The following is a 26,122-nucleotide window of genomic DNA, read 5'->3' as shown; positions in this document are numbered from 1 at the left end:
AGTCTAACTGTTACATAAATTAGTGATAGGGAATCTTGAACACTATCCCTTCATCAAATTACTTATCTTCATGTCCTAATTGCGGCAGAGTAATCTCAGCTGAAAGACTCTATAAAGGATCCGTATGTAGTGAGTGTCTTGAAGAAGATCGTGAATTTAATAGCATTAGAGAATTAGTCAATGAACTAAGTAGGTTAAATAAACTAAATAGACTAAACTACATAAAAGAGGTTCTAAGAGAATATGATATTTTCGTTGAATTATTTAAAAGAATAATAGGCTTTCCTCCATTTGGACCTCAAAAGAGTTGGATTATAAGAGTTTTAAGAAAGGAAAGTTTTGCTATAATTGCTCCTCCAGGTTTAGGTAAAACCACATTTGGTATTATTACCTCATTATACTTTTCCTCAAAGAATTTTAGATCTATTCTTATATTTCCTACAAGAAGCTTAGTTAAGCAAGCAGTAGATAGAATATCTATGTATTCTAATAAAACTAATATAGAAACAAAACTTTTATACTATCATTCTGGCATTAATGAATCTCAAAAACAAGAGTTATACAAAGCACTAAATGCAGGGGATTTTAATATCTTTATTGCAACAAATAGATTTTTTATAGATAAAATAAATGAACTAAAAAACATAAAATATGATTTCATGTTTGTAGATGACGTTGATACAGCATTAAAATCTAGTAAAAGTGCTGAAACCATACTTAATTTAGCTGGATTTTCAAAAGATGATATTTTATCAGTAAAAGAGCTTCTACGAAAATCTAGAGAAGATGAATCAGTATATACAAAAATCCAGGAAATAAGAGGAAATAAACTTAAAGGGAAAACTATCGTATTTTCGTCAGCAACATTAACTCGTGGTAATCCAGTACTTTCTGCATTAATGGGCTTTAGACCAGGTAGTTCTGTGATTTATTTGAGAAAAATAATCGACACATATGCATATCTACCCAATAATGATGATGATGTAGTAAATCTATTAAAAGAACTTCTAAATAAGCTAGGTGAAGGAGGACTTATCTTTGTACCAGTTGATAAAGGTCAAGAATATGCAAAATTCTTGGAAGCAAAATTGAGTGATAGTTTTAATGTTGTTACGATAACCTCATCTAATACTAATAAAATTGAAGATTTCGCAAATGGTAACATATATGCTCTAATAGGATCTGCAACTCATTATGGAATCCTAGTAAGAGGAATAGATATACCTTGGAGAGTTAAGTATGCTATTTTCGTTGGAATTCCAAAATTTAAGTTCAAGATAGGCGAAGTAATGAATTTAGTTGCATTATCTAGAATTTTAAGTATGATAGGTCTAATTACTAAGGATCAGGATATTGTAAGATTAGCTGGTAGAGTAAGAGGAAAACTAAGAAAGTTAAGTCCAGCAGCAATTTCAATGCTAACAAATCAAGCTAGAGAGGGTAAGCTTGAGGATGAAACTTTGCTTAGAGCCTATGAAGTCGTAAATAAATACTTAGAAGATAAGGATATTCTTAAAAAGATAGCTGAACTGGGAGATCTCGTAATATCAAACGGCTATATTCTCATGCCTGACTATCTTACATATATACAAGCAAGCGGAAGAACTTCGAGAATATATGGCGGAGAACTAACCACTGGGTTATCTGTTCTCTTAATAGATGATATTAATTTATTCAATATACTAAACAGAAAACTCTCATTGATTCTGGATGAAATTATATGGCAAGAGTTACAAATTAAAAAGAATAAGATAGGCTCTAGTGATCTAACTGAAATAATAAATAAAATTAATGAAGAGAGAGAAAGAATATTAAAGGTAAAAAAAGAGGGAGAAATTGAACCTTCGTTACAGAAAGTTAAAACGGTTTTATTTATTGTGGAATCGCCAAATAAAGCAAAAACCATATCAAACTTCTTTGCGAAACCTAGTATTAGACAGCTTGAAAATATTAGAGCTTTCGAAACCGTTTTAGAAGATAAAATATTAATTGTTGCAGCTACAGGAGGACATGTATATGATTTAACAACTCAGAACATAGGAATTTACGGTGTTGAAGTACAGCAGCAGAATTCTCATTTTAACTTTATACCATATTATAATACTATTAAGAAATGTATAAATGGGCATCAGTTTACTGATTTTGAACAAGGAAATCAGTGTCCTAAATGTCATACCACACAAATAATATTAGATAAAACAGCTACTATAGATGCATTAAGGAAATTAGCCTTAGAGGCAGATGAAATATTAATAGGTACAGATCCGGATACTGAAGGAGAGAAAATCGCTTGGGATATTTACCTTGCTTTAAAACCATTTAATTCTAACATAAAAAGAGCAGAATTTCATGAAGTTACTAGAAAAGCTATCCTCCAAGCAATCAATAATCCAAGACCATTTAACGTAAATTTAGTTAAATCTCAAATAGTTAGGAGAATAGAAGATAGATGGATTGGATTTAAACTTTCAACTAAATTACAAGAAGATTTCTGGAAAGAATATTGTAAGAACTATAATTGTAAAAGCGAAGAAAATAAGAATTTAAGTGCTGGAAGAGTCCAATCACCAGTACTTAATTGGATAGTAAATAGATATGACGAGTATAATGCAAATAAAACAAAAATATATTATGGTAGTATCAAAGGCATAGACGAACTTAAATTTTATGTATTCAAACAAAATGAAAAAATAAGGAAAAACGCTAATATATACGTAAAAATCATTAACACAAAAGTATTAGAAGAAGAAATTAATCCACTACCACCTTATACTACAGATACCTTACTTTATGATGCCAATCAATTTTATGGAATCTCAGCATCTGAAACGATGAAAATTGCTCAAGATCTTTTTGAGTTAGGACTTATAACCTATCATAGAACAGATAGTACTAGAATCTCTAACACAGGAATATCAATAGCTGAAGGATATCTAAAACAAATAGCTGGAGAAAACTACACTAAAATATTTAAGCCGAGAAGCTGGGGAGAGGGAGGTGCACATGAAGCAATAAGGCCTACTAGACCTCTAGATGTAGACCAATTAAGACTTCTTGTCGATGAAGGAGAGATAGAATTAGCTAAAAAAATCACGAGAGCACATTTCCTTATATACGACTTAATATTTAGAAGATTTATTACAAGCCAATTAGTTCCCCTAAAAGTTATTAAAGAGAGAATTGAATATAAAATATGTGAAGATAGCAACTGTAATTCTGAATTAAAAACTTTACAGAATTATTCTGAATTTATCACAGATATAAAACTTCCTATTCAGCTTGACTATTCTAAATTCCTATATCTTCCTACTACAAGAATTATTAAAAATAGTATTATAAAGAAACTTCAAGAAACAACCGGCTCAACAAATGCGGAACTAGTTTCTAAAATCCAACTAACTGGTTCATTCGTTAAAAGTACAGTAAATTTGTATACTCAAGCGGAATTAGTAGCCGAAATGAAGAGAAAAGAGATTGGAAGACCTAGTACATACGCTACGATAATTAGCACAATATTAAAAAGAGGATATGTTATTGAAAGTAAAAAAACTAAGAAGCTTATCCCGACACAGTTAGGCAAAGAAGTAAATAAGTATTTAAATCAAAAGTTTAGTAGTTTTGTATCTGAGGAAAGAACAAGAAATCTTTTGCAGTTGATGGATATGGTAGAACAAGGTAAACAAGATTATATACAAATATTAAAGGATATTTATTACGAAATAAAGAGTATTAGGTGATATTATGCTAATAGGTTTACTTCATCTTAGATTGAAAGAAATGAGTAAGAAATATAACATAGAAAAAGCTAAAAAATTAATAAAGGCTGCAAAAGATAAGGGAGCAAAATTAGTTATCTTACCTTCATTATTCCCTGCAGGTAATATCTTTGAAATATACGAAAATGATAAGAAATCTAAAAGTATAATAAAAAATTTAGCTGAAAAAATACCTGGTAGTGTTACTGATACACTAATAAACCTATCAATGGAAGGAGAAATTCATTTAATTGCAGGCCCTATTCTTGAACAAGCAGGCCCTAAAATCTTCCTTACAACACTTATAATCTCACCTCAAGGAGAAATATTAGGAAAATATAGAAAAATTATTGTTTCAGAAAAAGATGTAAGATTAGGGATTTCAGCTGGCAAAGAACCCGTATATATGTCATTAGATAAAAGGTATGGAATAATATCTGAGGATGATATATTTTCCCCAGAAATTAATAGGCTGTTATCACTTAATAACGTTGCGGCAATAGTAGGTACAGTAAAAGCTTATCCTAGGAATGGTTATGATATAATTAAATATATGGCAATAGCAAGAACTATAGAAAATGGTCTTCCTTATATTATTGTGGGAGAAACAATAGAAGATGAAAACGGAGAAATAATAGGCTCATCTCCTACCTTTGTCACAAGTGTTAACTCTTTAATTTATAAACAAGCTGAAGAAGAAGATACAGTTGTTTATGTTGAATCTACAGTGTTAACCCAAGAAGCTGGGAGAGAAAGAATAGGTAGTATAAACAACATAGATTCTGTATTACAAGGGTTCTGTAAAAGTATAAAAAAGATTAAAACTAATGTAGGAAGAAAATTAGAAGAGCAAAAAGAAGACGAAGAATAATATTTTTATGAAGCAGCTATATAAACAGCTGTTCTTCTGTCTTTAGTCCCTATTTTTACTACGCCTTGCCTTTCAAGCTCTTCTAAAATTTTCTTTGCTACACTTATAGTGACATTTAACTTAGTTGATAACGTATAAGGTGTCACTATGGTCTCTTTTTTAAGTTCTTCTTGCACTTTCTTTAATGTTTCATTATCAATCACAACGTTCTTACTAGTTAACTCTTTCCCTGTCTTTGTTGTTGCTCTTTTTTGTTGCTTCTTTTGCTGCTCTTCAGCCATCTTTTTCATTCTTTTTTCTACAGTAGATATAGGTTTCTTACTAGCACCACCCATTTAGCACACCGTTTATTAATATGTATAAGGAAAATAAAAATGTTAACATGTCTCAGAACATAGATGATATAGTTAGTAAAATTGGAAATATAGCAAGAGCCTTCGGAATAACCCGAAATGAATTGAAACTCTATTTTTTATTATTACTTAATGGAAAAATGACTGCTAAAGAATTATCCGATAAAATAAATATTTCCTATACTAAAATTTATCCAATTTTAACAAAACTTGAAGGAAGGGGATGGATTAGAAGAATAGGAAAGAGACCATCATATTATGTAGCTAATCCAATAAGAGAGGTATGGGAGAATGTTAAAAAGAATATTTCTGATGCATTAGAGAAAGTAGAAAGAGAATTAATCCTACCTATTTCTGTATTGCTTTCTTCTCAAACATCATTCTATAACATAGCATTAGTACAACAAGATAATATTGCACAGACTTTAAAGCAAATATTAGCTGAAAACTCAAGTAAATACTATGTTGCTATATCTTTTAAAGAACTAATTTCAGATGATTTAATTAAAATTTTAGAAGCAAATTCATATAAATATGATGTAAGAGTTATATTAACAAAAAATATTAATATAGAGAGTAATGTTCTTAACATAAAATATTTAGACTCAATGTTTGGAAGCGGTATTATAACTTCTAACTCTATATTTTTAATAATAAAAACTCAAGGAAATATGTTACTAGGTATGTTCTCAAATCATATTTATTTCGTAGAAATAGGTAAAGTTTATTTTGAGTATTTATGGGAAAAGGCTGATAAAAGTAAGGAATAATGCTTATAAGACTATATAATAGAAGCAAAATAACTGACCAATAATGAGAATAATAACTGTTAAACTACCAGAACAATTCTTAGAGGCAATAGATGAATTAATAAATACAGGAAGATACACATCAAGAAGTGAAGTTATAAGAGCAGCACTAAATGAGTTTATTAGGAAAGAACTATGGATAAATGATAAATGATGAAAGCTGGTGTTTTTGAATAATGAAATAAGACACCAGAACTGATTTTTAATTTCTCTTATTCTTTCTAATTCTGATGATAAAAGAAGAGGATGTAATAACTCTTTGGATAGATACCAAAAGAACTTATTTAGTAAAAGTTAGAAAAGGAAAAAAAGTTGGAAGCGATAAAGGAGCATTAAACTTAGATAGCATAATAGGCTTAGAATATGGAGTTGAGGTTACATTATCAACTGGAAATAAAGCATATATACTAAAACCCACGTTAATTGATATTTATAACGGATTAAGAAGACCATCCCAGGTTCTTTACCCTAAAGATATTGCGTATATGATATATTCTTCTGGCATAAAACCTGGAGATACTGTAATTGAGGCTGGCACGGGTTCTGGTTTTTTAACTATATCTTTAGCTCATTATTTAGGAGATAATGGTAAAGTTATAACTTATGATATTAGACAAGATATGCAAGAAATAGCGAAAAAAAATGTTGAATTTTTAGGATTCTCAAACAGAGTTATATTTAAGTTAAAAGATGTTAGAGAAGGATTTGACGAAACTAATGTAGATGCAATATTTCTTGATATGCCAGATCCTTGGAATGTAGTAAAATTTGCATATCATGCCTTAAAACCGTCTGGTTCAATAGTTATTTTTGTTCCTACAGTAAATCAAATAGAAAAAACTGGTATAGCTTTGAAGAATAATGGTTTTATTGATATTCATGCTGAAGAACTCATTCTAAGAGAATATCAAATTAAAGAGAATGCTGTGAGACCAAAAAATATTGGAGTAATGCATACCGGTTATATCATTAGAGGAAGAAAATCATTAAAAAGTAGTGTTTAGAGTATTATAATAGCATGTCTTCAAAATTATCGACATACGCTAATCTAATAGTAAGATTTGAAGAAGAGCTAAAAAATATCGAAAAAAATATAGCTGATGATGGAAAAAAACTCGTAATTTTTTCTGAATCGTTAGCAACAGAGTTTAAAGGAGTAGCGGAAGAAGTTTTTAATCAAATTTCTAAAGAAGTAGAGAAAAATACAAATGACAAAATTAATGAATTATCAAAGAAGTTTTCTGAGGAAAGAGATAAAAAAATAACTGAGATAAAGAACAAAGGGCAAAAAAATATGGAAAAAGCTACAGATTTTGTTCTAAAGAAAATCGAGGAGGTATTTAAGTAGATGAGTAGCACATTAGCGTATTCCACAGCAATAGCTAGGTTATATAAGTCATTTATTATAACTAGGGGTACAATAAATGAGCTTTTAACTTCGAGTGATTGGAGAGATGCAATTGGCGTGCTTAAAGATAGAGGTTATATTGAAGAGATACCTTCAACTATAGAAGATGCAGAGAGAAAATTTAGGCAACGTTCAATTAATTTTCTATTAAAAATTAGAGGATATGTAAGTAATGTTAAAATAAACGCGGACATCATAGATTTATACTTATATTTATTTAGCCTAAACGAATTAGAACCTTTAATCACTTCAGTATTAACTGGAAGCAAAATATATGATAATTTTCTATTAATAAAGGAACTAGCAGATTCCAATCCACAAAATTTAGATGATATTTTAAATTTCTCAAAAGGTATAATTAATGAAGGATTAAAATTTGCAATGGCTAGAGCATCTAAAAAGACTCCTTCTGAAATAAACTCCTTGTTAGAATTTTATTTCATTTATAAATTATCAAAAATAGTCAGTGAATTCAGAGGAGATTGGAAATCAAAAGCTCAAGACATAATTTGCACTTACGAAGATTATTATGCTTCCATGATGGCATATAAACTTCATCTTGTTGAAAATATTAGTTGTAAAATTGATGAAAGTTTATTAAAAGACTTAGCATCTGCTAATAATGATAAAGAAATATTAGATATCTTGGCTAGAACTTCTTATGCTAAAAACTTAACTCTGGCAAATGTATATGATGCTTTTGCGACTCTTTATCGTTTAGCTAGAGTAAATTCAAGAAAATATTCCATAGAAGCTTTCATGGGTAGTCCGTTTACTCCATCAACAATTCTCGCCATATCAGAACTTATAAAATTAGATTATGAGGATATAACAATGATTTTGAATGGTATAAAATTAGGGATAATTGAAAAGATTAAAAAAATGCTCTCATTTGATCTCATTTAATGCCTTCTCGTCAATAATATATCCCTCAATGTCTTTTATAATCGTATAATCTGGTATTGCTGGAGGATCTGGCAAATATTGAACTGGTTTTTTCTTACCTAAATAAATCCATTTAAGTTTTCCATCTTTTTTATCCAATTTATACCAATATTTTCCTATATAGATATACTGCTTTCCGTTCTTGTATACAATATGATAAGGCTTAAGATAAACCCCATATTCCTTTATTCTAGAATTATATTCATATACTTGAATTTTCAATTTTCTGAGTAGTTCATCAAATACTCTTTCTGGCACTTTTACAAGCATTATACATTATGCTTTTTATAACATCAAAAATGATTTTAACATTAGGTGTGGTATTACATGAATCTAAGAAAAATAGATCATACTAATATTGAAGTATCAGAGATAGGAATTGGTGTTTGGAGTCTTGTTACTGATTGGTGGGGAGGAGAAATTAACAAAGCTGAAGAGATATTGAAGAAAGCGCTAGAAAACGGAATAAACTTCTTTGATACTGCAGATGTATATGGTGAAGGACTTGGTGAAAAAATATTAGCCAAAGTCTTTAACACAAAAAGAGATAAAATAATCATTCTAACAAAAATAGGCTATGACTTCTATAATAAATCAAATAACAGAATTTCACAGAGATTTTCGATAGAATATATAGATTATGCATTCAAGAAAAGTCTAGAGAGACTTAATACAGATTACATTGATATCTTAATGATACATAATCCTAAGATGCATATAATAAAAAATAAAGAAATATTAGATTTTTTACAGGGTTTAAAAAAAGAAGGAAAAGTTAGATTAATTGGAGTAGCATTAGGACCAACATTAGGATGGGGAGAGGAAGGCATAGAAGCTATAAAAATGGGATATGAAAGCCTGGAATATATATATAATTTAATCGAATTAAAGCCTGGAATAGATTTCTTAAATTATGATATTGGTCATTTCGTTAGAGTACCTCATGCATCCGATGCACTAATTGAAGATAAATGGCCAATATATAATGATCCTAAACTACATAGGAGCTTAAAAGATATTAATTGGATTAGAAGAGCAGTTGAACTTTCTAAACCTCTTCTTTCCTTTGCTAGAAATAAAGGAATGAAATTATCTCAACTAGCTTTAAAATTTATACTATATAACAAAAGAGTCTCTTCAGTTCTTCCTAATATATCATCTATTAACGAACTTAATGAATTCCTTGAAGTAGAAAAATTGCCAGAATTAACAGAAGAAGAGTATAAATATCTATATGAATATTCTATAAACAATTTTAGTGAATTGAATAAGGAGAGCATTGAAGAAACTAAGAGATATAAGTAAGAAAGAATTTTATAAACTCTTCAAAGGCTTTACCTCTATGTGAATACTTATTTTTCTCTTCAATATTCATTTCACCAAAAGTTCTTTCATCTCCATCTGGTATAAATATTGGGTCAAAACCAAAACCTTTATCTCCTCTTATAGATTCAGAGATTTTCCCAACTACTTTGCCAGTAAATACTCTAATAACTTCTTCATCAACATAACATAATGCTGTCATAAAATATGCTTTTCTATTTTGTATACCTTCCATAAGTTTTAGTATACCTTTTAGCCCTAATGTTCTCCTTACGTAATTAGTATAAGGACCTGGAAAATTATTTAAGGCTTCAATAAATAAACCACTATCTTCAACAATTAAAGGAGATCTTATCATATTGAAAGCTATAACAGCAGAACTTCTAACAATCTCCTCTAAAGAATCAGATTGTACTTCAAATTTAGGTAAATTTATCCACTTTAATTTAATATTATATTTCTTAGCTATAGAATCTAATTCCTTAAATTTATTTTCATTAGACGTTATTACGTTTACTTCTACGCTCTTCAACATATCTTCCCCTCATTCTTATTTGTTTCACTGTATTCATAATACTCTTAAAATCCATAAATTTAGAATAGCCTTTTTCAAAACCTTTGAAAATTATATCTTTAAATTCATAATGAACACTTTCTAAACTCCTTAAAAAAACATGCACATCTGTTGCGAAATCTTCAATATCATCGCTTCTCTTAGATAGTCCAAAATCTATTAAAAATATCTCATTATCAGTAGTGTATATAAGATTATTTGTAGTGAAATCTCCATGTGATATTCCAGATTTATGCAGTTTTCCAGCAATTTCCCCTATCATTTCACCAATTCGGATTAAATTATCATCTTTATACTTAGGAACTATTTCTTTCACAGGAAATCCGTCTATATATTCCATGACAATTAAGTATTCATAAGGATCAACAAGTAATAATGCTGGAACATTGATACCATTTTTTAAAGCTGAATACATTAATCTAGCTTCCAATTTAGTCCTTTCACTATTAATTTTATAATCAAGTTTTTGATCTCTATAAGATTTAGATATTCTTTTCTTAAATACAGCGTGAATACCCGCAAAATATCCTTCATAAATTATGGACTCTGCTCCTCTCTTTAATTCTCTGATAATCTCCATGTCACATCTACTTGATCTACTCTCCATCTAGGTCTAATAATACTTTTTTCTACTGGAATTGTAACTCCGTGCCTTGCCTCAAGTAAACCAGTAAAAGCTATCATTGCCCCGTTATCTCCAGAATATTCTGGTGGAACTATTTTTACTTCAACATTCCAATCTTTCGCAAGATTATATAACTTAGTCTTTAAACTTACACTAGCTGCAACACCCCCAACAACAAGAATTTCTTTCTTTCCAGTCAATGCTAATGCTCTTTCAGTAGCCTCTAATAACATATCAAAAGCCACTTCCCTAACACTATAACATACGTCTTCAAGTCTATTATTTTTTGTCGCTCTTAAAGCAGCAGTTAGCAAACCACTATAAGACATATCCTGACCCTTTACTATATATGGTAGCTCAATAAAATTCCCACCTTTATTTGCACATAAATCTATTTGATGAACACCGTTTACAATATAAGGAGGAGCTAGCCCTACTTCTCTAACAAATGTGTCTAACATATTTCCTAATGCTATATCTAACGTTTCACCAAAAATTCTATACTTGCCATCTAAATAAGTTGTTATTATAGTATTCCCTCCAGAAAGATACAAGATTAAAGGATCTTTAGATCTAGTTGTAAATCTTCCTATTTCAATATGGGCAATTCCATGATTTACGGGTACAAGTTTAATGTCATATTTTAAAGATAATGCTCTAGCTATTGTAGCTCCTACTCTTAATGCTGGCCCTATACCAGGGCCTAAAGAAACTGCTATATAATTAATATCTCTTATGCTCAAATTAGCCTTTATTAAGGCCTTTTGTAATACTTCTGGTGCAACTTCAGAATGATGTCTACCCAAATCACTAGGTTTCATTCCACCTTGTTTAGGGACAAAAGTATCCCTTTCATTTGATAATATTCTTATTTCACTATCATCATCAGAAACTATACCTACTCCAAAAGTATGAGCAGTAGATTCGATCCCTAAAACATTCATTTCCCTTTACCTATAAACTCAGTGTAACCACACTTCCCACAAGCCCAACGCTCAACAGGTTTCATATGATGAGCCATAATACTACCGCATCTAGGACATTTTTTATTTTTAAGTTTAATTTTATCTCCTTCTATTATATAATAGGTTCTAACTATAGCTTTTTGACTTTCATCCTTGTTTTTGGGCACCTTTACCACCTTTCTTTACTTTTTGACCAGTATCTCTTCCTATTAAATATTGAGGTTCAAACTCTTGTAAAGTTTTCTTATCATTATATATATTCGCTCTAACATAGCTAATACCTGCACCGTAAAGTGTATGAATTTTCTTTATTACTACAAGATCTTCTTGAGCTCCATAACTTGATGCAATTGCTTTAATCATATCTTTCCTTGATATCGTTCCACTACCAATATGAAAAACTTTAATATATAATTCTCTTCTACCAATTACATTATTTTTTATGTCCCTTTCAACTATACCCTCAGCTTTTTCTGAAATCTTTATTTTAGTTTGTTGTACTTCACTCATCGAAATAAAAAATATAATAATAGGCTTTAAGAGTAACGGAGATCTTTTATAATTATTTCAGCCACTCTTTTACCAGATAAGACCATAGCACCAAAGATAGGACCCATTCTTGGTAATCCTTTCACTTCAGTTACAGCCATACCGGCAGCATATAAACCAGGTGCAACCATACCGGTATTTTCTACCGTTAATTCTTCAGCTGTCTCACTATATGCAGATTTTTCCCCAGGAATAACTATGTTTAATTCCGGAATTTTTCTTGCAGCAACAGAAATTACTTCAGCGTCATGACCAGTAGCATCAACAACAGCTTTCGCTGAAATAAATAAGGGATCTACATGTAATCCAGCCATTTGTGTTGCAGTCCACTCTACTGCAACGCCTACAACTTTTAGAGGATTTTCTCTAAATATTACATCATCTACTGTTACTCCATGAATGATCTTAGCTCCAGCGTCAATAGCTGAAGCTGCTAACTTTGCCATAAATTCCGCTGAATCCACTATATAAACTCCTTCTTCAACTTTGTTTAATTTAATTTTCATTTCTTTCAATATTTCATCAGCTGGTGATTCAATAACTATCTTATGAAATAACATAGCACCGCCACCAATACCACCACCAAAACTTAATCTTCTTTCAAAAACTACAGTTTTTAGACCAGCTTTAGCTAAGTAATATGCAGCAGTCATTCCAGAAGGACCAGCCCCTACTATAACTACGTCACTTTCTACTATATCCTCCCAGTCTTGAAAAGTATACTTCAAAATGTATTTACTTATTTTAACCTCATCTACTTGTTTAACCTTTATTGAATTAGAGTCCATAGATTAAGTAGATTATAAACTAGCTAATATAGCATTTTTATGAAAAATCTATTTATTTTATAACCCAAATTAACACCTATGCCTTTTCAGTTAGACACGAAAGTGAACCAATTACACTGTAGCTGGTGTGGTAGAATAATAAGAGATAATCCTATAGTAGTTAAAACATGCTGCAATAATAAGCCATGGGTTTTTTGTAGTAAACAATGTTATAATAATTGGGTGAGGGAATGGATAAGGAGACAAGAACAGAAAGTAGGGACAAGAAAAGGACAGTTGTTATAGGCATAAGTGGTGCTAGCGGAATAATTTATGGCATAAGAACAGTTAAGGCACTAAAAGAATTGGGTTACAAAACTGAAGTTATTTTAAGCAAAGAAGCAAAAAAAGTAGCTAAAATAGAATGTGATATTGATTTGGACTCTTTCTTTAAAGCTCAAGACTCTATTATTTATGACGAAGATCAAATAGAGGCTCCTCCTTCTAGTTCAAGTCATATAGTAGAAACAAGAGGAATGGTCATAGTACCATGTAGCATAAAAACCCTAGCAGAAATTGCTAATGGAATCGCGTCTAATTTATTATCTAGAACAGCTCTTAATTTTTTAAGAGTCAGAAAAAGACTAATCTTAGTAATACGAGAAACACCCCTAGGGACTATAGAATTACAAAATGCTCTAAAGGTTTCTAAAGCTGGAGGAATAATTATGCCCGCATCCCCAGCTTTCTATCATTCACCACAGGGTGTTGATGATTTGATAAACTTTGTTGTAGGAAAAATTCTTGATTTGTTAAAAATATCTAATTCCTTATATAAACATTGGCACACTGTTACAGCAAATCATATCCCTTGTGACCAAACCTCTTAGATAATATATCTTTCATTTTACTATCATATTCTTCTTCTTTCTTTAACTCTCTCTCCATATCTTCTCCGTTTTCATTCCTCTTTATGGCAAAAGCACATTTATTACCAGGCAATAAGGCCCTTTTTTCACAGTAAGCGTATTGACAATCACCGGTTATACATATATCTCCAACCCACATACAATATCCAATTTTTTGAGGAGTCCCTTTAACATATTTCTTCTGTATATTAAGTGCTTTTTTATTACATCTAAAATAAGGACAGAGATAATTACATTTTTCTCCTAAAGGCATCGGTTTTGGCTCGTCCGCATTAAAGCTGGGTTTTTGTCTAAAGGTGCCGTCTCTGGGATTCAATTATTTATCACCCAATTTTTATTAAACCTATAATCATATTACATCTTCAACCATTTAAACATTATGTATCTTATTTTTCCGTTAGTTAAATTAACAATACCCAAAATAAGTTCTTTTCTGGTACTGTGTGAAACTCTTCCAAATCCTAGAATCTCATTAGATGAGATCTGAGAATTCTCGTCAAGAGCTATAACTAAATAAGGAGCATGTTCGATTCCAGGGCCTATGGTATAAACGGCAAAGTCTGCACCATACTTAATTCCAGATCTTACTACATATCCTTTCTCTCTTAAATCCTCATAAACACTATAGAGTATACGAAATCTAGGAATTTGTGTAACTCCTATTTGATATAATCTCTCAAAATCTAATCTTTCACCATTTGAAACAATCTCTAACTTACCTTTCTTAACCAGATATACTCCTTCTATTAAAGATAATATTAGTTCAGAATTTATTTCTTCAGCAGATTTAGGCTTTGAAATACCAATAGGTTTACCATAATATCCCATTTTATAAATTAATCTAGCATCTTCAATATTTTTTATAAGAATCTTATCTTTTACTAATTCACCTATCATTCTATTCCCTTAGATAGCTAATGTAAAGTATATTATTTGCGGTATCACGTAATAAATCTGCACAATCTTCTAATCTGTCGCCTATGTCTTTTGTTAACATCATAAATGCAAGTTCACTTTCTTTTTCAAACAATTTTAACTCAAAGTTTCTATATAGATCATCTACTTCTTCTTCTATTTTTATAATATTCCTAGCTTTTTCAGCTGACTTTTTAGTATTAAGAGATAACAGTCTAAAAGATTCAAGAGCATTACTGGTTGCAGCAATTAATTTTTCTATCATACTAATTAATAGCGATTGGATTATCTTATCTTCAATTTTTATTTTACTTTGCAAAACTGTATATCTATAAGATACTGCACTTAAATTTTGCGAAACTTTTTCTATGTAATTTAGTATATCTAAGTATAAACTTGCTGTTTCTATTCCTTCTTTAACTTTTATAATATATTCGCCCAGTTTATATTTAGAATCTTCAACTACAGATTTTAATCCATCAATTTTAGAGTAAATCTGCATATGATTCACATCATTTTCCATAAATTGTTGGTATAATAATCTAAGCTGATCCAATATATTATTTAATATATTTTGTACTTGCTCCTCTATGTTTAATTCTGGAACACTCATTCATGATACAAAGTAACTCATGGTTAATAAATAAATTGCATCACTAATGACCTAATTTTTTCCAGTGTTTCAATATCTTTTTCTACATCCTCTTTAAATGACAAGTCTATTTCCATAACTTTTCTTAAAGCGTTTTCCTCATCTTTAATTCCAACAACGTAAAAATAATTCATGATACCCAATGCTTCCTCTTTTATTTTTTTATCATTAGAAGTAGCTATATGCTTGACTATATTTGATATACCACTTAATATTTCCTTTCTAGTTCTTCTCATTCTTTTTAAAATTCTGTGAATTTTATCTGTCTCAACACTAGGTAATTCTATTATATTTTCCAGTTCCTCAAGATAAGAGTTATGTTCCTCAATAACCTGGTCAAATTGAAGTAAAACTCTACCTATCTCTATATCACTTTCATTCATTTAGAAGCCCTCACGCTAACTGTACTGTTATCCTCAAGACCTAATTTTATCATGTCTGCATCATTTCCATAAATTTCTGTATCTGGCAATCCATCTTGAATAATAACCTTAAACTTAGCTCTTTTTCCCTTTACGGATACCTCTGCCTCATCACTTATTCCTAGTTCTGTGGCTAATTTACTTGAAATTAAAATAATACCTTGATCTACATCTGGTCTCTTTTTCATTTTCACTCTCTTTTCTTTAGGCGGAGCTTTACTCTTCTTTAAAGAAGATGCAGGAGGTATAATATTTACTAAAGATTTTACATCAACCTTCTTTTCCTCTTCTTTTTCATCCTTACTCATTTTCATTATTAATTACTTTACCTACCTTATTAAACTCTTCACCCTTAAACAACCTTTCTAATACCGAGACAATATCGTTAATATTAACTCTTATTTGCTGCCAAGTATCTCTGTCCCTAATAGTTACAGAATTATCAACTAAAGTCTGTGGATCAATCGTTATAGAATAAGGAACACCAATTTCATCAGCTCTAGCATATCTTTTCCCTATACTACCAGAATCATCAAAAATTGTATCAAATCTTTCTCTGACGAGATTATATACTTCTTTAGCCTTGTTAATAAGCTCCTCCTTTTCTAAAAGTGGAAATACAGCAACATCATAAGGAGCTAAATATTTAGGTAATGATAACACTATCCTTCCTTCTTTCTCCTTATAAGCATTTAATAGAGTTAGATATAAACATCTCTCAACACCAAAAGAGGGCTCAACTACATGAGGTATGATTTTTTCACCGTTAACTTTCTCTTCCTTCTCTAATATTTTTACATAATTAGATATGTTTTTACCATTTACTTTCTCATTTGCATTAATAAATTCCTCTATTTCTTCTGGTTTTTTAGAAGATATAAAACTCATAAAATTCTTCACAAATTCTTTATCTTCCTTATTTAGAGAATCTTTATTAATTACAACTATCTTTCTCTTTATAGTTTTCGGCTTATCATATTTTTTAAAAACAGTCATATCTTGTCCACTATACTTCATATGTCTACTTAAATCGTAATCAGTTCTATATGCATGCCCAGAGATTTCAACTTTTTCGTCTCCTATAACAACAATTTGATCAAAAGTTTGCTTAGAATAGTGCGCTCTTTCATGAGGTAATTTTTCTTCAAAATAATATGATTTCATACCTAATGCGGTGACAAATTTAGCAGCAGTAGCCATCCAATATAACATCCAAGGATTCAACACTATCTTTTCCTTTAGAAGTTCTTCAATACTATATTCTTTCGGTTTTTCATTCTTAAGTTTGTCCTCTCCCCTTAAGATATTAAGCTTCATATTGCCGAATTTTTCAAGAGGTGGATTTACATTACTTTCTGGGTCAAAGAAAAATTCTACTTCCATTATGGTAAATTCTCTCATTCTTATTAGACCTTGCCTAGGAGAAATTTCATTCCTAGCGACCCTACCTACTTGTGCAATGCCTAAAGGTAATTTTTGTCTAAATGCCTCAAAAACTCTCTTAAATGAGGTAAACATTCCTTGTGCTGTTTCTGGTCTTAAAAATCCTTGATTACCAGTATATGGACCGATATTTGTAGTAAAAAGTAAATTAAATAGTCTTACCTCACCCAATTCACCACCACAAGCAGGGCATTTTAGCCCTTTTTCTCTAATTATTCTATCTAATTCTGATGGCGAAAGACCCTCAACATTTATTTTAGCCAATTCTTCAATAAGATGGTCTGCTCTATAAATTTTATGACATTTTGTACATTCGACAATTGGATCTGTAAAGTTTTCCACATGACCACTAGCTTCTAATACTTTATAAGGCGTTATCATTGGTGTTTCAATTTCTACTACAAACTCAGAATTATCATAGATAAAATATCTTCTCCATAGCTCAATAATTTTATTTTTTATTCTAACTCCAATAGGACCAATATCATAAAGTCCTGCAACACCGCCATAAATTTCATATGAAGGCCAAAATATTCCTCTTCTTTTCGCCAATTCAATTAACTTCTCACTCATACGAGATAAGCATATAAACAAGATTAAAAATTTCTACTCTCATGTCAGATAGCAGGTTACTATACTTAAATGAAAATAGTAGATTATTTGCCGGATTTAATAAACCAACATCTCCATTTGTTATAATTGGTCTACCATTAGATATAACAAGTAGTTTCAGACCAGGTTCCAGATTTGCACCATCTACCATAAGAGAGTACGCACAATTTATTGAGTTTTATTCTATAAGAACTGGAATAGATATGGGAGAAGTAGGGTTTAATGATGTAGGAGATGTAGTAATGCATCCCTCTGATGTAGAAGAAAATATAAGAAGAATATCAGACGTAACTAGTTATTTTGCCGAAAAAGGAAAAATAATAATAGGTATAGGTGGAGAACATTCTGTAACTGTAGGAACTGTAAGAGGAATTAAACCAGACTGTGTACTTAGTATTGACGCACATCTAGACCTTAGAGATGAATACATGGGTTATAAATACGACCACGCTTGTGTTATGAGACGAATATCAGAACAGGGAGTTAAAATAATGGAAATAGCTACAAGAGCTGTCTCTAAAGAAGAATTAGATTACGCAAATAAAAACGGAATAGCTTATCTTACACCACATCAAATAAGATTATTAGGAGTAAGAGAGACTGCAAAGAAAATTGTTAACAATTTCAGAGATTGTGAAAAAATCTATGTAACATATGATATGGATGGAATAGATCCAGCATATGCTCCAGGTGTAGCTACTCCAGAGCCTGAAGGATTAGACCCAACTACAGTACTAGATATTATATCGCTTATAATAGATAAAAGAGTTGTAGGCTTTGATGTAGTAGAAGTTTCACCACCTCATGATCCATCTGGAATAACTTCAGTATTAGGAGCCAGAATAATCTTAGAAACATCTGCCCAGATTTATAAGGCTAGATCGCTTTAACAACCTTTACTGTAGGTTTTCTTACCATATAGATTATTTTATAGCCGCAATAAGGACATCTCACACCTGGAAGAGCTCTTAATTGTTCATCATCAAATTCTCTCCAACAGTTACCACACCTATATTTTGCCATAAAAGATAATAAAAACCTCATAATTAAAAACCTAACTGTTAACAGAAAAGTTGAAAAATCCCAAATACAATAAAAATCTTTGAGAATGTCTGATAATCTGTGTGGAGGTCTACCACCCGAAATTTGTGAACAATTAAATAAAGAAGAACAATTCATAAAAATAAAAGTAGAAAAAAGAAGATATGGAAAAGAAGTAACAATAATAGAAGGCCTTTCTGGTTCTGATGTAGAATTAAAGAAAATAGCCTCAGAACTCAAATCAAAGCTTGCTGCAGGCGGAACAGTTAAAAATGGAAAAATAGAATTACAAGGAGATCACAGAGAAAGAGTAAAAGAACTTCTTATGAAAATGGGTTACCCAGAATCTAACATCATAATAATAGAATAAAAAGAAAGAAAATAAAAAGAGTTAAACTAAGAAAAAAGTTAAAATTTTATTGATTTGGAATTTGAATTTTTAACTCTTGTGTTAATTCCTTATATCTATTTCTAACAGTTACTTCTGTAACACCTGCAATCTGTGCAATCTCTTTCTGCGTCCTTCTTTCATCATTAAGTAAGGCCGCTATATAAATTGCAGCAGCTGCCAGGCCAGCAGGATCTTTTCCAGCCGTTAGACCAGACTCTTTAGCTTTCTCAATAATATCTATTGCCATCTTCATTGTAGAACCGCTTAAGCCTAACAAACTACCAATTCTAGTAACATAATCCTTTGGATCACTAACAGGGACATTAATATCTAATTCTCTTAAAATTAATCTATAACATCTAGCTACTTCTTTTCTGTTAGCCTTTGTAAATTGAGCAATTTCATCTAATGTCCTTGCCATCTTCATTCTTCTACAAGCTGCATATATAGATGCTGCAACAACACTTTCAATACTTCTGCCTCTTACTAATCCTTTCTCAACAGCTTTTCTATAAATTAAAGCAGCCTCATCTTTTACAGCCTTTGGTAAATTAAGCAAGTTTCCTATTCTCTCTAACTCATTCATTGCTTGTGCTAAGTTTCTATCTATAGAAGATTGTATTCTTGCTCTAATTTGCCACTTTCTCCATCTTAATACTTCTAATCTCCTCTTTGGATCTAAAGTTCTACCCATTGCGTCTTTGTCTTTCCAATCAATTACAGTAGATATACCCATATCATGTATAGTCTGATTTAATGGACCTCCAACTCTACTTCTTTTCTCTTTTTCTTCTGGAGTGAAAGCCCTCCATTCGGGCCCCTGATCAATTGCCCTTTCTTCTATCACTTCCCCAGTTTCCGTACAAATATACTCTCCCCTTTCCTCATCAAAAACTATTTTATCTGGAGGACAAGGAGTAGCAGAAGCTTGAGATTTATTACTTTCTGACATAAAACCACCCAGAAGAGGGAAACTTTTTAAAACCCCTTATAAACTTTATGCTTATACGTATATATAAACTTTTCTAGTATTTAATGAATATAGAAGAAATTAATACGGATAAAAGTTAAAGGATAACAAAATATAATATTATATATGAAGCTAATCTATGCAGGAATTGGTTTAATATTTCTAGGTATAATCATTTTAACTTTGGCTTCTATTAGCTCAACTACTGTGTCTACAACTACAAATGGAGGCTTTGCTGGCGTAGTATTTTTAGGACCCATACCTATAGTATTTGGAGCAGGTAATCCTTCTCAATTACCCTATCTATTTATATTTGGAATATTATTTACGATAATTGCATTAATTTTCTTCGTCTTACCATGGATAATAGGACGTAAAGCAAAATATCCGTGAGAAATTAAGCTTAAACTTTTTATGCTTATAATTTTAATATAATAACGCCGCGGTAGTATAGCCCGGTCAAGCTCGATACGCCGAAAGTATGCGGGCCTCTCAAGCCCGTGGCCCGGGTTCAAATCCCGGCCGCGGCACTAATTTTTAATTAAATATAATATAAATTGAGAATCTACTGTTGAAATCAGAAATCACAAGGGTTATCTTGTCTTTAGATGTGGCCCTTGTAGATACTAATTTGATATATAATTTAATCTATGAAATTCTGTCTTATACTAGGTTTTATAAAAAAGTAAAGTAACATATCTCTTGATAGATTCTAAGATATTCTAATAGTCTCGCTAATTGCTAGCCGAATGCTAACGTTAGTAAGAAGATAATATAAGATTGCAACTATACTTTTTCCATAAATTGAGTGTTCAATCAAAATTAAACATAATTCCTATTTTTGAATTCTAAGAAAATAACTATTATATCCCTTCAGTATTATTTTTTATTCTATTATTATTAATTATAATATATCAAATATTTACTCTAAAGAACTATTTAACGCAAATTTTTATTTATAAGAACGCATAGTAACATAATGGAAACAGTAAAGAGCATTTGTCCATTTTGTGGAGTAGGATGTGGTGTTGAATTATATGTAGAGAGTTCGACTATTATAAGATTATCTCCAGTTAAAGAACATGTTGTAAGTAGGGGACACTTATGTGGAAAGGGAACTCTGGCATATGAACCTATTTTTGCTTGGGATAGATTGACTTACCCTTTGAAGAAAGTTAAGGGAGAGCATATAAGAATAAGCTGGGAAATAGCGATAAAAGAAATAGCTTCTAAACTTAAGGAAATAATTCAGCAATATGGTAGTGACGCAATAGCATTTTATGGTGGGTGTCAAAACACTTTAGAAGAAGACTATTTAATGCAGAAATTAGCAAGAGCTATGGGTACTAATAACATAGATTCTTGCGCTAGAGTATGCCATGATCCTTCAGCAACTGCATTAAAGGAAATGGTTGGAATAGGGGCTTCATCAGTTTCCGTAGAAATGATCCCTAGAATGAAAGTAGTAGTAATCACGGGAGAATCTATTACTGAAAGCCACCCCGTATTATCTCAGTATTTGACCGAGGCAAAAAAGAACGGTACTAAACTCATTGTAATAGATCCTAGAGTAACTGGGACAGCAAAATTCTCTGATCTTCATTTAAGATTAAGACCAGGAACAGATATAGCATTGTTTAATGCGGTAGGAAATTATTTAATTGAAAATTCGTTAATCGATGAAAAGTTCATTAAAGAAAGGGTGATTGGTTTTGAAGAATATGCTAAAGGAGTGTCAAAATACACGTTAGAGTACGCTGAAAAGGTAACAGGAGTAAGAAAAGAGAATATAAAAAAGTTTGCTGAGTTAATTGCCCAAAAAGGAGTAATATTTTCATGGGGACTTGGTTTAACTCAGTCTTCAGGGGTTAATGGTGTTAGAGCTTATATAAACTTAGCATTACTTACTGGAAATATAGGAAAGAACGGAGGACTTTTAGTATTTAGAGGACAAACTAATGTTCAAGGTTCAGGGGATCTTCTAAAGCCAGATAAATTTCCTAACGGTACAATGGATGAAGAAAACGCTAAAAAATTAGCAGAAATATGGAATTTTCTACCACCAACTAAACCTGGATTATCAGTAACTGAAGCATTATTAAGAGATAATAATATTAGGGCTATCATATTCATGGGATTTAATCCCTTAATCAGTTTACCAAATAGAGAAAAAGTTGAAAGAAAATTAAAGAGCCTAGATCTATTGGTAGTAATTGACGCATTTATGACAGAGACAGCTAGTTTAGCACATTATGTTTTGCCAGCCGCAGTATGGGCTGAGAAAGAGGGTTCAGTTACTAATTTGGATAGGTTAGCCAAGTGGAGATTTAAAGCTATAGATCCTCCAGGGGAGGCTAAGCCAGATTATGAAATATTAAAGAAACTTGCAGAGGAATTAGGCTATAATTTTAGCTCAGATCCAAAGGAAATTTTCGAAGAGATGAAAAAAGTTGTTCCTTTGTACTCCAATTTAACTTTAGATGAAATCATGGATTATTCTTCGAGCTCAAGATATCCTAACCATGAGATTTATTTATATGATGAAAAGTTTTACACAGAGACAAATAAGGCGAAATTAATTTTAGTAGAACAGCCAGAAGTTAAGAATGGAATAATATTAATTACTGTTAGAAATGTGACCAGATATAATACCGATGTAATCACTGGAAGAATACCAGGATATGGAAAATATGAAAGTTTAATCTATGTAAGTCAAGAAGATGCACTAGAATTAAAAATAAGAGATAATGAGGAAGTTTTAGTAACTTCTGAATGTGGAAAAATGAATTTCAGGGTAATGATTTCCAAAGATGTTCAGAAAGGAACTGCAATAATGTATATGCATGATCCTAAAGTTAATTATATCATATGTGATGAACTTGATGAAATTACAAAAACTCCAAAGTATAAGTATACAGAAATAAAGATAATGAAATTGAATTAACAAAAAATTCTTTTTTATATCTATATATAACTATATTTGATTTTGGTGTAATTCTAAACAATACTCATTGCCCTCGAGCTAATAGTCTATCTTGAGACAAAAATGAAAAGATTTTTTATACTATCTATGTAGTAATATTTCTCCCCTTATTAATATCTTTAATTATTATTTATGTGTTCCGCACCTTTTCTATCAAAATATAAAGTTAATGAGAAACTATAGTAGATTAACTAAAAAGGGAGAGAATAAAACTTTTTTTCCTTTTTAATATGAGCACACTTCTGTTAAGAAAATTTTATAGACTTTCACCAGATATCTTAAATTGTCCTACTTCCTCCGGTTCCTCATACCACTTAACTTTTCTACCAATTTTTGCTCTCATCTTCCATTTTAAGGATTTTGGCTCTTTCTCAATTTTTTCTTTTAATATTCTAAGTTTTTCAGCTATATTGAATGGTGGGTTAAATTCATTTAATAGTCTTTCTATGTTATCAGTAACAGTTGTATAAAATCCCCAATCATCTGCGAGAAGTTTAGCAATATAATTTATGTCAATAGTTTTCTCGTCATCATGATCGCCTAGTTCTAAATCTGTTAATAGAGCAAAAATATCTTTTACATCGTTTTCAGTTAATTTAATAATTTGTAATTTTGTTAGTAATAGATCAGAAGAAGGAATTGTATAAGGCATAATTGCTAATCTATCTTTTAGAGTAATTTTGTGGCACATTTCAAAGACATCAAGAAAAACATCTACTGTAGAATCTATCTTAGGATCATAAAACATTAATCTTCTATCACCATGTAAGGCATTAAAGCGTTTATTTCCTATCATTCCTACACTTTCTAATACTTCACTTATTTTTTTACTTTGGCTAGAAATCCCAAAGAAGTCAATATCTTTATATTTTCTCGTAAACATTTCACTACCCTTAGGAGCTAGTATGGCAACTGCGGCTCCACCAATTAATCTTAGTATTACGTTTTTCTCCCTAGCTTTATCAACTATTTCTTTTCCTCTTTCTAAGAGCTGTTCTTTAGTAATTGCTATTTCTTTTCACCACAAGTTTGGATAACACATGAGTATAATTTAAATATTAAAGGAACATGTAGAAAACAATGTATAATTTAATCCTATATATTTCAAAATCTTTTTAATACAACTTATCTTGAAATACTGATATATATTCAGTTTCTTTAACAAAATAGTGTATTTCCATTAGGTATTTTCATCGATAAAAATAAAAATAATTTTCAAAATTACAATCTCATATACTTAATATGTAAGTTTTTCCTAACTATGTATGAGATAAAAACGCATTAATTAATTCCTTGAAGGTCTTAGCATTTACTAAAATTCTTTGTCACGTTAACATTAAACTCTATCTATATATTGAAACTATTAATAAATGCGGGGGGTGGGACTTGAACCCACGCAGGCCTATGCCATCGGGGATCCCACATATCTTGTCCTGAGCCCGACCCCTTTGACCTTGCTCGGGCACCCCCGCTTCTCTTATTTTATTGTTTTCTAAGACTTAAAATTATTACGCGCCGGGGGCGGGATTTGAACCCGCGTGCCCCATAGGGGCAGTAGGTCGCACGCCATCTTAACGCTGGAAAGTCTCGAGCCTACCCCCTTAGTCCGCTCGGGCACCCCGGCAAGTATAAAATTTGAAAACATAAAATAAAAAGACTATGCTGGAACTGCTACTGGATTTTCTCTAGTCGAAATTTTATTTTCTTTTTCTAGTACTTCCCTTATATGTTTCGGGATACTAAACATTGTAATATGAGTTTCACCATCATAAAATCTAAGACTTCCATCTATTCTTTCTTTAATTCTATTATTAATTTCTTCTTTACTAAATTCTGCTGGATTAACTTCATCTGAAGCATATACAAATCCCCATAAGCCGTCAAATGCCGGTACATATGTTATTCCAGCACTTACTTTTTTGAAAACATGTTTTATTGTATTATAAATTATGGAGAAGGTTTCTAAACTAAATGATGGAGAAGTAGCTTGTGTTACTATACCCCATTTACTTATTCTCTTAACTTCTTCATAAAACTCTTTAGTATATAGCATTTGGGAAGGCGAATCTTTTATTGGGTCTGTAAGATCAATAACTACTGCGTCAAATTTCTCTTTTGTTTCTTTAATAAATTTATAGCCATCCTCTATGACTAATTTACTTTTGGGATTATCGAAAGCTCCTTGATGCCATTCTTGTAAATATTTTTTGGCAAAATCGATTACTACAGGATCTATATCAACCATAGTAACATTCTTTATAGTTTTATGTTTAAGAACTTCTCTTAATGTTGCTCCTTCTCCCCCTCCTAATATTAGAATTTTTTCTGGATTATTTATAGATAAAAGTAATGGATGTACTAATGCCTCATGGTATATGAACTCGTCAGTTATTGTAGATTGTATTTTTCCGTCTAATATTAGTGCTTTCCCGAATCTAGCTAATTCAACTAAAAGAGCTCTCTGATAAGGTGTTTTTTCTTCCGCAATTACTTTAGTTATAGCGTGTCCATGAAATTCGTATGGAGTTTGCCATTCTATATGCCAATGCCATTCATACATTTATACGAGCCTCAAACCATTAACTTTCTTATTTTGCCAATTATATCTTCTTATTTTCTTACTTCTTCCAAATCCGCATGCAGCACAATAGCCTTTTCTAACATTAAACGAATTCCTACCACATCTTCTGCATCTTACATGAGTTGGTGATTTATTCATTTTTCCAAAAGAGGGCGTTCCTTTCATTTCATTAAAAACATTAAGATACTAAATTAAAACTTTAACCTTCTACTTAGCTTTATAAACTACAAGCCCTACAG

The 26,122-nt window shown here is 31.0% G+C and carries 33 protein-coding genes and 3 tRNA genes; 15 read left to right on the top strand and 21 right to left on the bottom strand.

Features of this window, described 5'->3' with window-relative positions:
* Window positions 1-35: 35 nt before the first annotated feature.
* On the top strand, window positions 36-3,737 hold the full coding sequence (gene rgy / locus STK_RS02140) for a reverse gyrase (protein WP_052846290.1): 3,702 nt from the start codon (window positions 36-38) through the stop codon (window positions 3,735-3,737).
* A 4-nt stretch (window positions 3,738-3,741) separates the two neighbouring features.
* Window positions 3,742-4,626 (top strand): carbon-nitrogen hydrolase family protein, encoded by an 885-nt coding sequence (locus STK_RS02135; protein WP_010978336.1) that lies wholly within the window; start codon window positions 3,742-3,744, stop codon window positions 4,624-4,626.
* A 5-nt stretch (window positions 4,627-4,631) separates the two neighbouring features.
* Here STK_RS02135 and STK_RS02130 read toward each other — a convergent pair whose 3' ends face one another.
* The gene (locus STK_RS02130; RefSeq protein WP_010978335.1) at window positions 4,632-4,961 is read right to left on the bottom strand and encodes a 30S ribosomal protein S25e; all 330 of its coding nucleotides are present in this window, start codon (window positions 4,959-4,961) and stop codon (window positions 4,632-4,634) included.
* A 20-nt stretch (window positions 4,962-4,981) separates the two neighbouring features.
* Between STK_RS02130 and STK_RS02125 the strand changes: the two genes are divergently transcribed.
* The 5 genes from STK_RS02125 (at window position 4,982) to STK_RS02105 (ending at window position 8,102) form a co-directional block, all read left to right on the top strand.
* Complete coding sequence (locus STK_RS02125; protein ID WP_010978334.1) at window positions 4,982-5,749, top strand: TrmB family transcriptional regulator; 768 nt, start codon at window positions 4,982-4,984, stop codon at window positions 5,747-5,749.
* Window positions 5,750-5,792: 43 nt separating this feature from the next.
* A complete protein-coding gene (locus tag STK_RS02120) occupies window positions 5,793-5,942 on the top strand; it encodes a ribbon-helix-helix domain-containing protein (RefSeq protein ID WP_052846285.1) in 150 nt (49 codons plus the stop codon).
* 76 nt (window positions 5,943-6,018) lie between these two features.
* A complete protein-coding gene (locus tag STK_RS02115; protein WP_010978333.1) occupies window positions 6,019-6,792 on the top strand; it encodes a tRNA (adenine-N1)-methyltransferase in 774 nt (257 codons plus the stop codon).
* Between the two features lie 14 nt (window positions 6,793-6,806).
* A complete protein-coding gene (locus tag STK_RS02110) occupies window positions 6,807-7,136 on the top strand; it encodes a hypothetical protein (protein WP_010978332.1) in 330 nt (109 codons plus the stop codon).
* A complete protein-coding gene (locus tag STK_RS02105; RefSeq protein ID WP_010978331.1) occupies window positions 7,137-8,102 on the top strand; it encodes a V0D/AC39 family V-type ATPase subunit in 966 nt (321 codons plus the stop codon). It begins immediately after the preceding gene.
* Here STK_RS02105 and STK_RS02100 read toward each other — a convergent pair.
* Entirely contained in the window at window positions 8,085-8,411 is a 327-nt protein-coding gene (locus STK_RS02100) for a hypothetical protein (protein WP_010978330.1), read from the bottom strand. The two genes, STK_RS02105 and STK_RS02100, sit on opposite strands and share 18 nt — an antisense overlap.
* A gap of 57 nt (window positions 8,412-8,468) precedes the next feature.
* Here STK_RS02100 and STK_RS02095 point away from each other — a divergent pair, with 57 nt between their 5' ends.
* Complete coding sequence (locus STK_RS02095) at window positions 8,469-9,446, top strand: aldo/keto reductase (RefSeq protein ID WP_052846877.1); 978 nt, start codon at window positions 8,469-8,471, stop codon at window positions 9,444-9,446.
* On the opposite strand, the gene STK_RS02090 is transcribed toward STK_RS02095, so the two are convergent.
* The 6 genes from STK_RS02090 to STK_RS02065 are packed head-to-tail and all read right to left on the bottom strand — an operon-like array spanning window position 9,430 to window position 12,965.
* Window positions 9,430-9,999 carry an XTP/dITP diphosphatase gene (locus STK_RS02090; protein WP_010978328.1) on the bottom strand — a complete coding sequence of 190 codons (570 nt, stop codon included), beginning with the start codon at window positions 9,997-9,999 and terminating at the stop codon, window positions 9,430-9,432. The two genes, STK_RS02095 and STK_RS02090, sit on opposite strands and share 17 nt — an antisense overlap.
* The gene (locus STK_RS02085; protein ID WP_010978327.1) at window positions 9,962-10,645 is read right to left on the bottom strand and encodes a Kae1-associated kinase Bud32; all 684 of its coding nucleotides are present in this window, start codon (window positions 10,643-10,645) and stop codon (window positions 9,962-9,964) included. The genes STK_RS02090 and STK_RS02085 overlap by 38 nt, the downstream gene beginning before the upstream one ends.
* Window positions 10,597-11,607 carry a KEOPS complex N(6)-L-threonylcarbamoyladenine synthase Kae1 gene (kae1, locus tag STK_RS02080; RefSeq protein WP_010978326.1) on the bottom strand — a complete coding sequence of 337 codons (1,011 nt, stop codon included), beginning with the start codon at window positions 11,605-11,607 and terminating at the stop codon, window positions 10,597-10,599. The genes STK_RS02085 and kae1 overlap by 49 nt, the downstream gene beginning before the upstream one ends.
* Window positions 11,604-11,804 (bottom strand): 30S ribosomal protein S27ae, encoded by a 201-nt coding sequence (locus tag STK_RS02075; RefSeq protein ID WP_010978325.1) that lies wholly within the window; start codon window positions 11,802-11,804, stop codon window positions 11,604-11,606. The genes kae1 and STK_RS02075 overlap by 4 nt, the downstream gene beginning before the upstream one ends.
* Complete coding sequence (locus STK_RS02070) at window positions 11,776-12,138, bottom strand: 30S ribosomal protein S24e (protein ID WP_010978324.1); 363 nt, start codon at window positions 12,136-12,138, stop codon at window positions 11,776-11,778. The genes STK_RS02075 and STK_RS02070 overlap by 29 nt, the downstream gene beginning before the upstream one ends.
* A 26-nt stretch (window positions 12,139-12,164) precedes the next feature.
* Window positions 12,165-12,965, bottom strand: coding sequence for a sulfide-dependent adenosine diphosphate thiazole synthase (locus tag STK_RS02065; protein ID WP_010978323.1), 801 nt, complete (start codon window positions 12,963-12,965; stop codon window positions 12,165-12,167).
* 230 nt (window positions 12,966-13,195) lie between these two features.
* On the opposite strand from STK_RS02065, the gene STK_RS02060 reads away from it, so the two are divergent.
* Window positions 13,196-13,834 (top strand): UbiX family flavin prenyltransferase, encoded by a 639-nt coding sequence (locus STK_RS02060; RefSeq protein WP_010978322.1) that lies wholly within the window; start codon window positions 13,196-13,198, stop codon window positions 13,832-13,834.
* Here STK_RS02060 and STK_RS02055 read toward each other — a convergent pair.
* From STK_RS02055 to glyS, 6 genes are read right to left on the bottom strand one after another with little or no spacing between them, the layout of a single operon-like run.
* On the bottom strand, window positions 13,797-14,189 hold the full coding sequence (locus tag STK_RS02055; protein WP_052846281.1) for a hypothetical protein: 393 nt from the start codon (window positions 14,187-14,189) through the stop codon (window positions 13,797-13,799). The two genes, STK_RS02060 and STK_RS02055, sit on opposite strands and share 38 nt — an antisense overlap.
* Before the next feature lie 38 nt (window positions 14,190-14,227).
* Window positions 14,228-14,770: a tRNA-intron lyase gene (endA, locus tag STK_RS02050; RefSeq protein WP_010978320.1), complete on the bottom strand. Its 543-nt coding sequence runs from the start codon at window positions 14,768-14,770 to the stop codon at window positions 14,228-14,230.
* Window position 14,771: 1 nt separating this feature from the next.
* Window positions 14,772-15,401 carry a DUF47 family protein gene (locus tag STK_RS02045; RefSeq protein WP_010978319.1) on the bottom strand — a complete coding sequence of 210 codons (630 nt, stop codon included), beginning with the start codon at window positions 15,399-15,401 and terminating at the stop codon, window positions 14,772-14,774.
* Window positions 15,402-15,424: 23 nt separating this feature from the next.
* The gene (locus STK_RS02040) at window positions 15,425-15,823 is read right to left on the bottom strand and encodes a hypothetical protein (RefSeq protein WP_010978318.1); all 399 of its coding nucleotides are present in this window, start codon (window positions 15,821-15,823) and stop codon (window positions 15,425-15,427) included.
* On the bottom strand, window positions 15,820-16,176 hold the full coding sequence (locus STK_RS02035; RefSeq protein WP_010978317.1) for a hypothetical protein: 357 nt from the start codon (window positions 16,174-16,176) through the stop codon (window positions 15,820-15,822). Before STK_RS02035 ends, STK_RS02040 begins: the two co-directional genes overlap by 4 nt.
* Window positions 16,163-17,878, bottom strand: coding sequence for a glycine--tRNA ligase (gene glyS / locus STK_RS02030; RefSeq protein ID WP_010978316.1), 1,716 nt, complete (start codon window positions 17,876-17,878; stop codon window positions 16,163-16,165). Before glyS ends, STK_RS02035 begins: the two co-directional genes overlap by 14 nt.
* Window positions 17,879-17,919: 41 nt before the next feature.
* Here glyS and speB point away from each other — a divergent pair, with 41 nt between their 5' ends.
* Window positions 17,920-18,807, top strand: a complete 888-nt coding sequence (speB, locus tag STK_RS02025) for an agmatinase (protein WP_010978315.1) — start codon at window positions 17,920-17,922, stop codon at window positions 18,805-18,807.
* Here speB and STK_RS02020 read toward each other — a convergent pair.
* Entirely contained in the window at window positions 18,794-18,940 is a 147-nt protein-coding gene (locus STK_RS02020) for a DNA-directed RNA polymerase subunit P (RefSeq protein WP_010978314.1), read from the bottom strand. The two genes, speB and STK_RS02020, sit on opposite strands and share 14 nt — an antisense overlap.
* A gap of 85 nt (window positions 18,941-19,025) precedes the next feature.
* On the opposite strand from STK_RS02020, the gene yciH reads away from it, so the two are divergent.
* The gene (gene yciH, locus STK_RS02015) at window positions 19,026-19,328 is read left to right on the top strand and encodes a stress response translation initiation inhibitor YciH (RefSeq protein ID WP_010978313.1); all 303 of its coding nucleotides are present in this window, start codon (window positions 19,026-19,028) and stop codon (window positions 19,326-19,328) included.
* A gap of 46 nt (window positions 19,329-19,374) precedes the next feature.
* On the opposite strand, the gene STK_RS02010 is transcribed toward yciH, so the two are convergent.
* Window positions 19,375-20,301 carry a transcription initiation factor IIB gene (locus STK_RS02010; RefSeq protein ID WP_010978312.1) on the bottom strand — a complete coding sequence of 309 codons (927 nt, stop codon included), beginning with the start codon at window positions 20,299-20,301 and terminating at the stop codon, window positions 19,375-19,377.
* Window positions 20,302-20,445: 144 nt separating this feature from the next.
* On the opposite strand from STK_RS02010, the gene STK_RS02005 reads away from it, so the two are divergent.
* The 3 genes from STK_RS02005 to fdhF all read left to right on the top strand — a co-directional run bounded on the left by STK_RS02005 (window position 20,446) and on the right by fdhF (window position 23,263).
* Window positions 20,446-20,712: a TIGR00304 family membrane protein gene (locus STK_RS02005; RefSeq protein ID WP_010978311.1), complete on the top strand. Its 267-nt coding sequence runs from the start codon at window positions 20,446-20,448 to the stop codon at window positions 20,710-20,712.
* A gap of 46 nt (window positions 20,713-20,758) precedes the next feature.
* A tRNA-Glu gene (locus tag STK_RS02000) sits at window positions 20,759-20,849 on the top strand.
* A 449-nt stretch (window positions 20,850-21,298) separates the two neighbouring features.
* Entirely contained in the window at window positions 21,299-23,263 is a 1,965-nt protein-coding gene (gene fdhF / locus STK_RS01995) for a formate dehydrogenase subunit alpha (protein ID WP_010978310.1), read from the top strand.
* Between the two features lie 295 nt (window positions 23,264-23,558).
* On the opposite strand, the gene STK_RS01990 is transcribed toward fdhF, so the two are convergent.
* On the bottom strand, window positions 23,559-24,185 hold the full coding sequence (locus tag STK_RS01990; protein WP_010978309.1) for a hypothetical protein: 627 nt from the start codon (window positions 24,183-24,185) through the stop codon (window positions 23,559-23,561).
* Window positions 24,186-24,207: 22 nt separating this feature from the next.
* Here STK_RS01990 and STK_RS15840 point away from each other — a divergent pair, with 22 nt between their 5' ends.
* Window positions 24,208-24,339, top strand: a complete 132-nt coding sequence (locus tag STK_RS15840; RefSeq protein WP_269770902.1) for a hypothetical protein — start codon at window positions 24,208-24,210, stop codon at window positions 24,337-24,339.
* Window positions 24,340-24,673: 334 nt separating this feature from the next.
* Here STK_RS15840 and STK_RS01985 read toward each other — a convergent pair.
* From STK_RS01985 to STK_RS01970, 4 genes are all read right to left on the bottom strand, one after another.
* A tRNA-Leu gene (locus STK_RS01985) sits at window positions 24,674-24,774 on the bottom strand.
* A 41-nt stretch (window positions 24,775-24,815) separates the two neighbouring features.
* Window positions 24,816-24,926 (bottom strand) — tRNA-Ser (locus STK_RS01980).
* Window positions 24,927-24,959: 33 nt separating this feature from the next.
* Window positions 24,960-25,862, bottom strand: a complete 903-nt coding sequence (gene speE / locus STK_RS01975; RefSeq protein ID WP_010978308.1) for a polyamine aminopropyltransferase — start codon at window positions 25,860-25,862, stop codon at window positions 24,960-24,962.
* Window positions 25,863-26,048 (bottom strand): 50S ribosomal protein L37e, encoded by a 186-nt coding sequence (locus STK_RS01970; protein WP_010978307.1) that lies wholly within the window; start codon window positions 26,046-26,048, stop codon window positions 25,863-25,865.
* Between the last annotated feature and the right edge of the window lie 74 nt (window positions 26,049-26,122).

Origin of the sequence: Sulfurisphaera tokodaii str. 7 (genome assembly GCF_000011205.1) — an archaeon.
Classification (GTDB): domain Archaea; phylum Thermoproteota; class Thermoprotei_A; order Sulfolobales; family Sulfolobaceae; genus Sulfurisphaera; species Sulfurisphaera tokodaii.
This window is presented reverse-complemented; position numbering and strand designations above follow the sequence as displayed.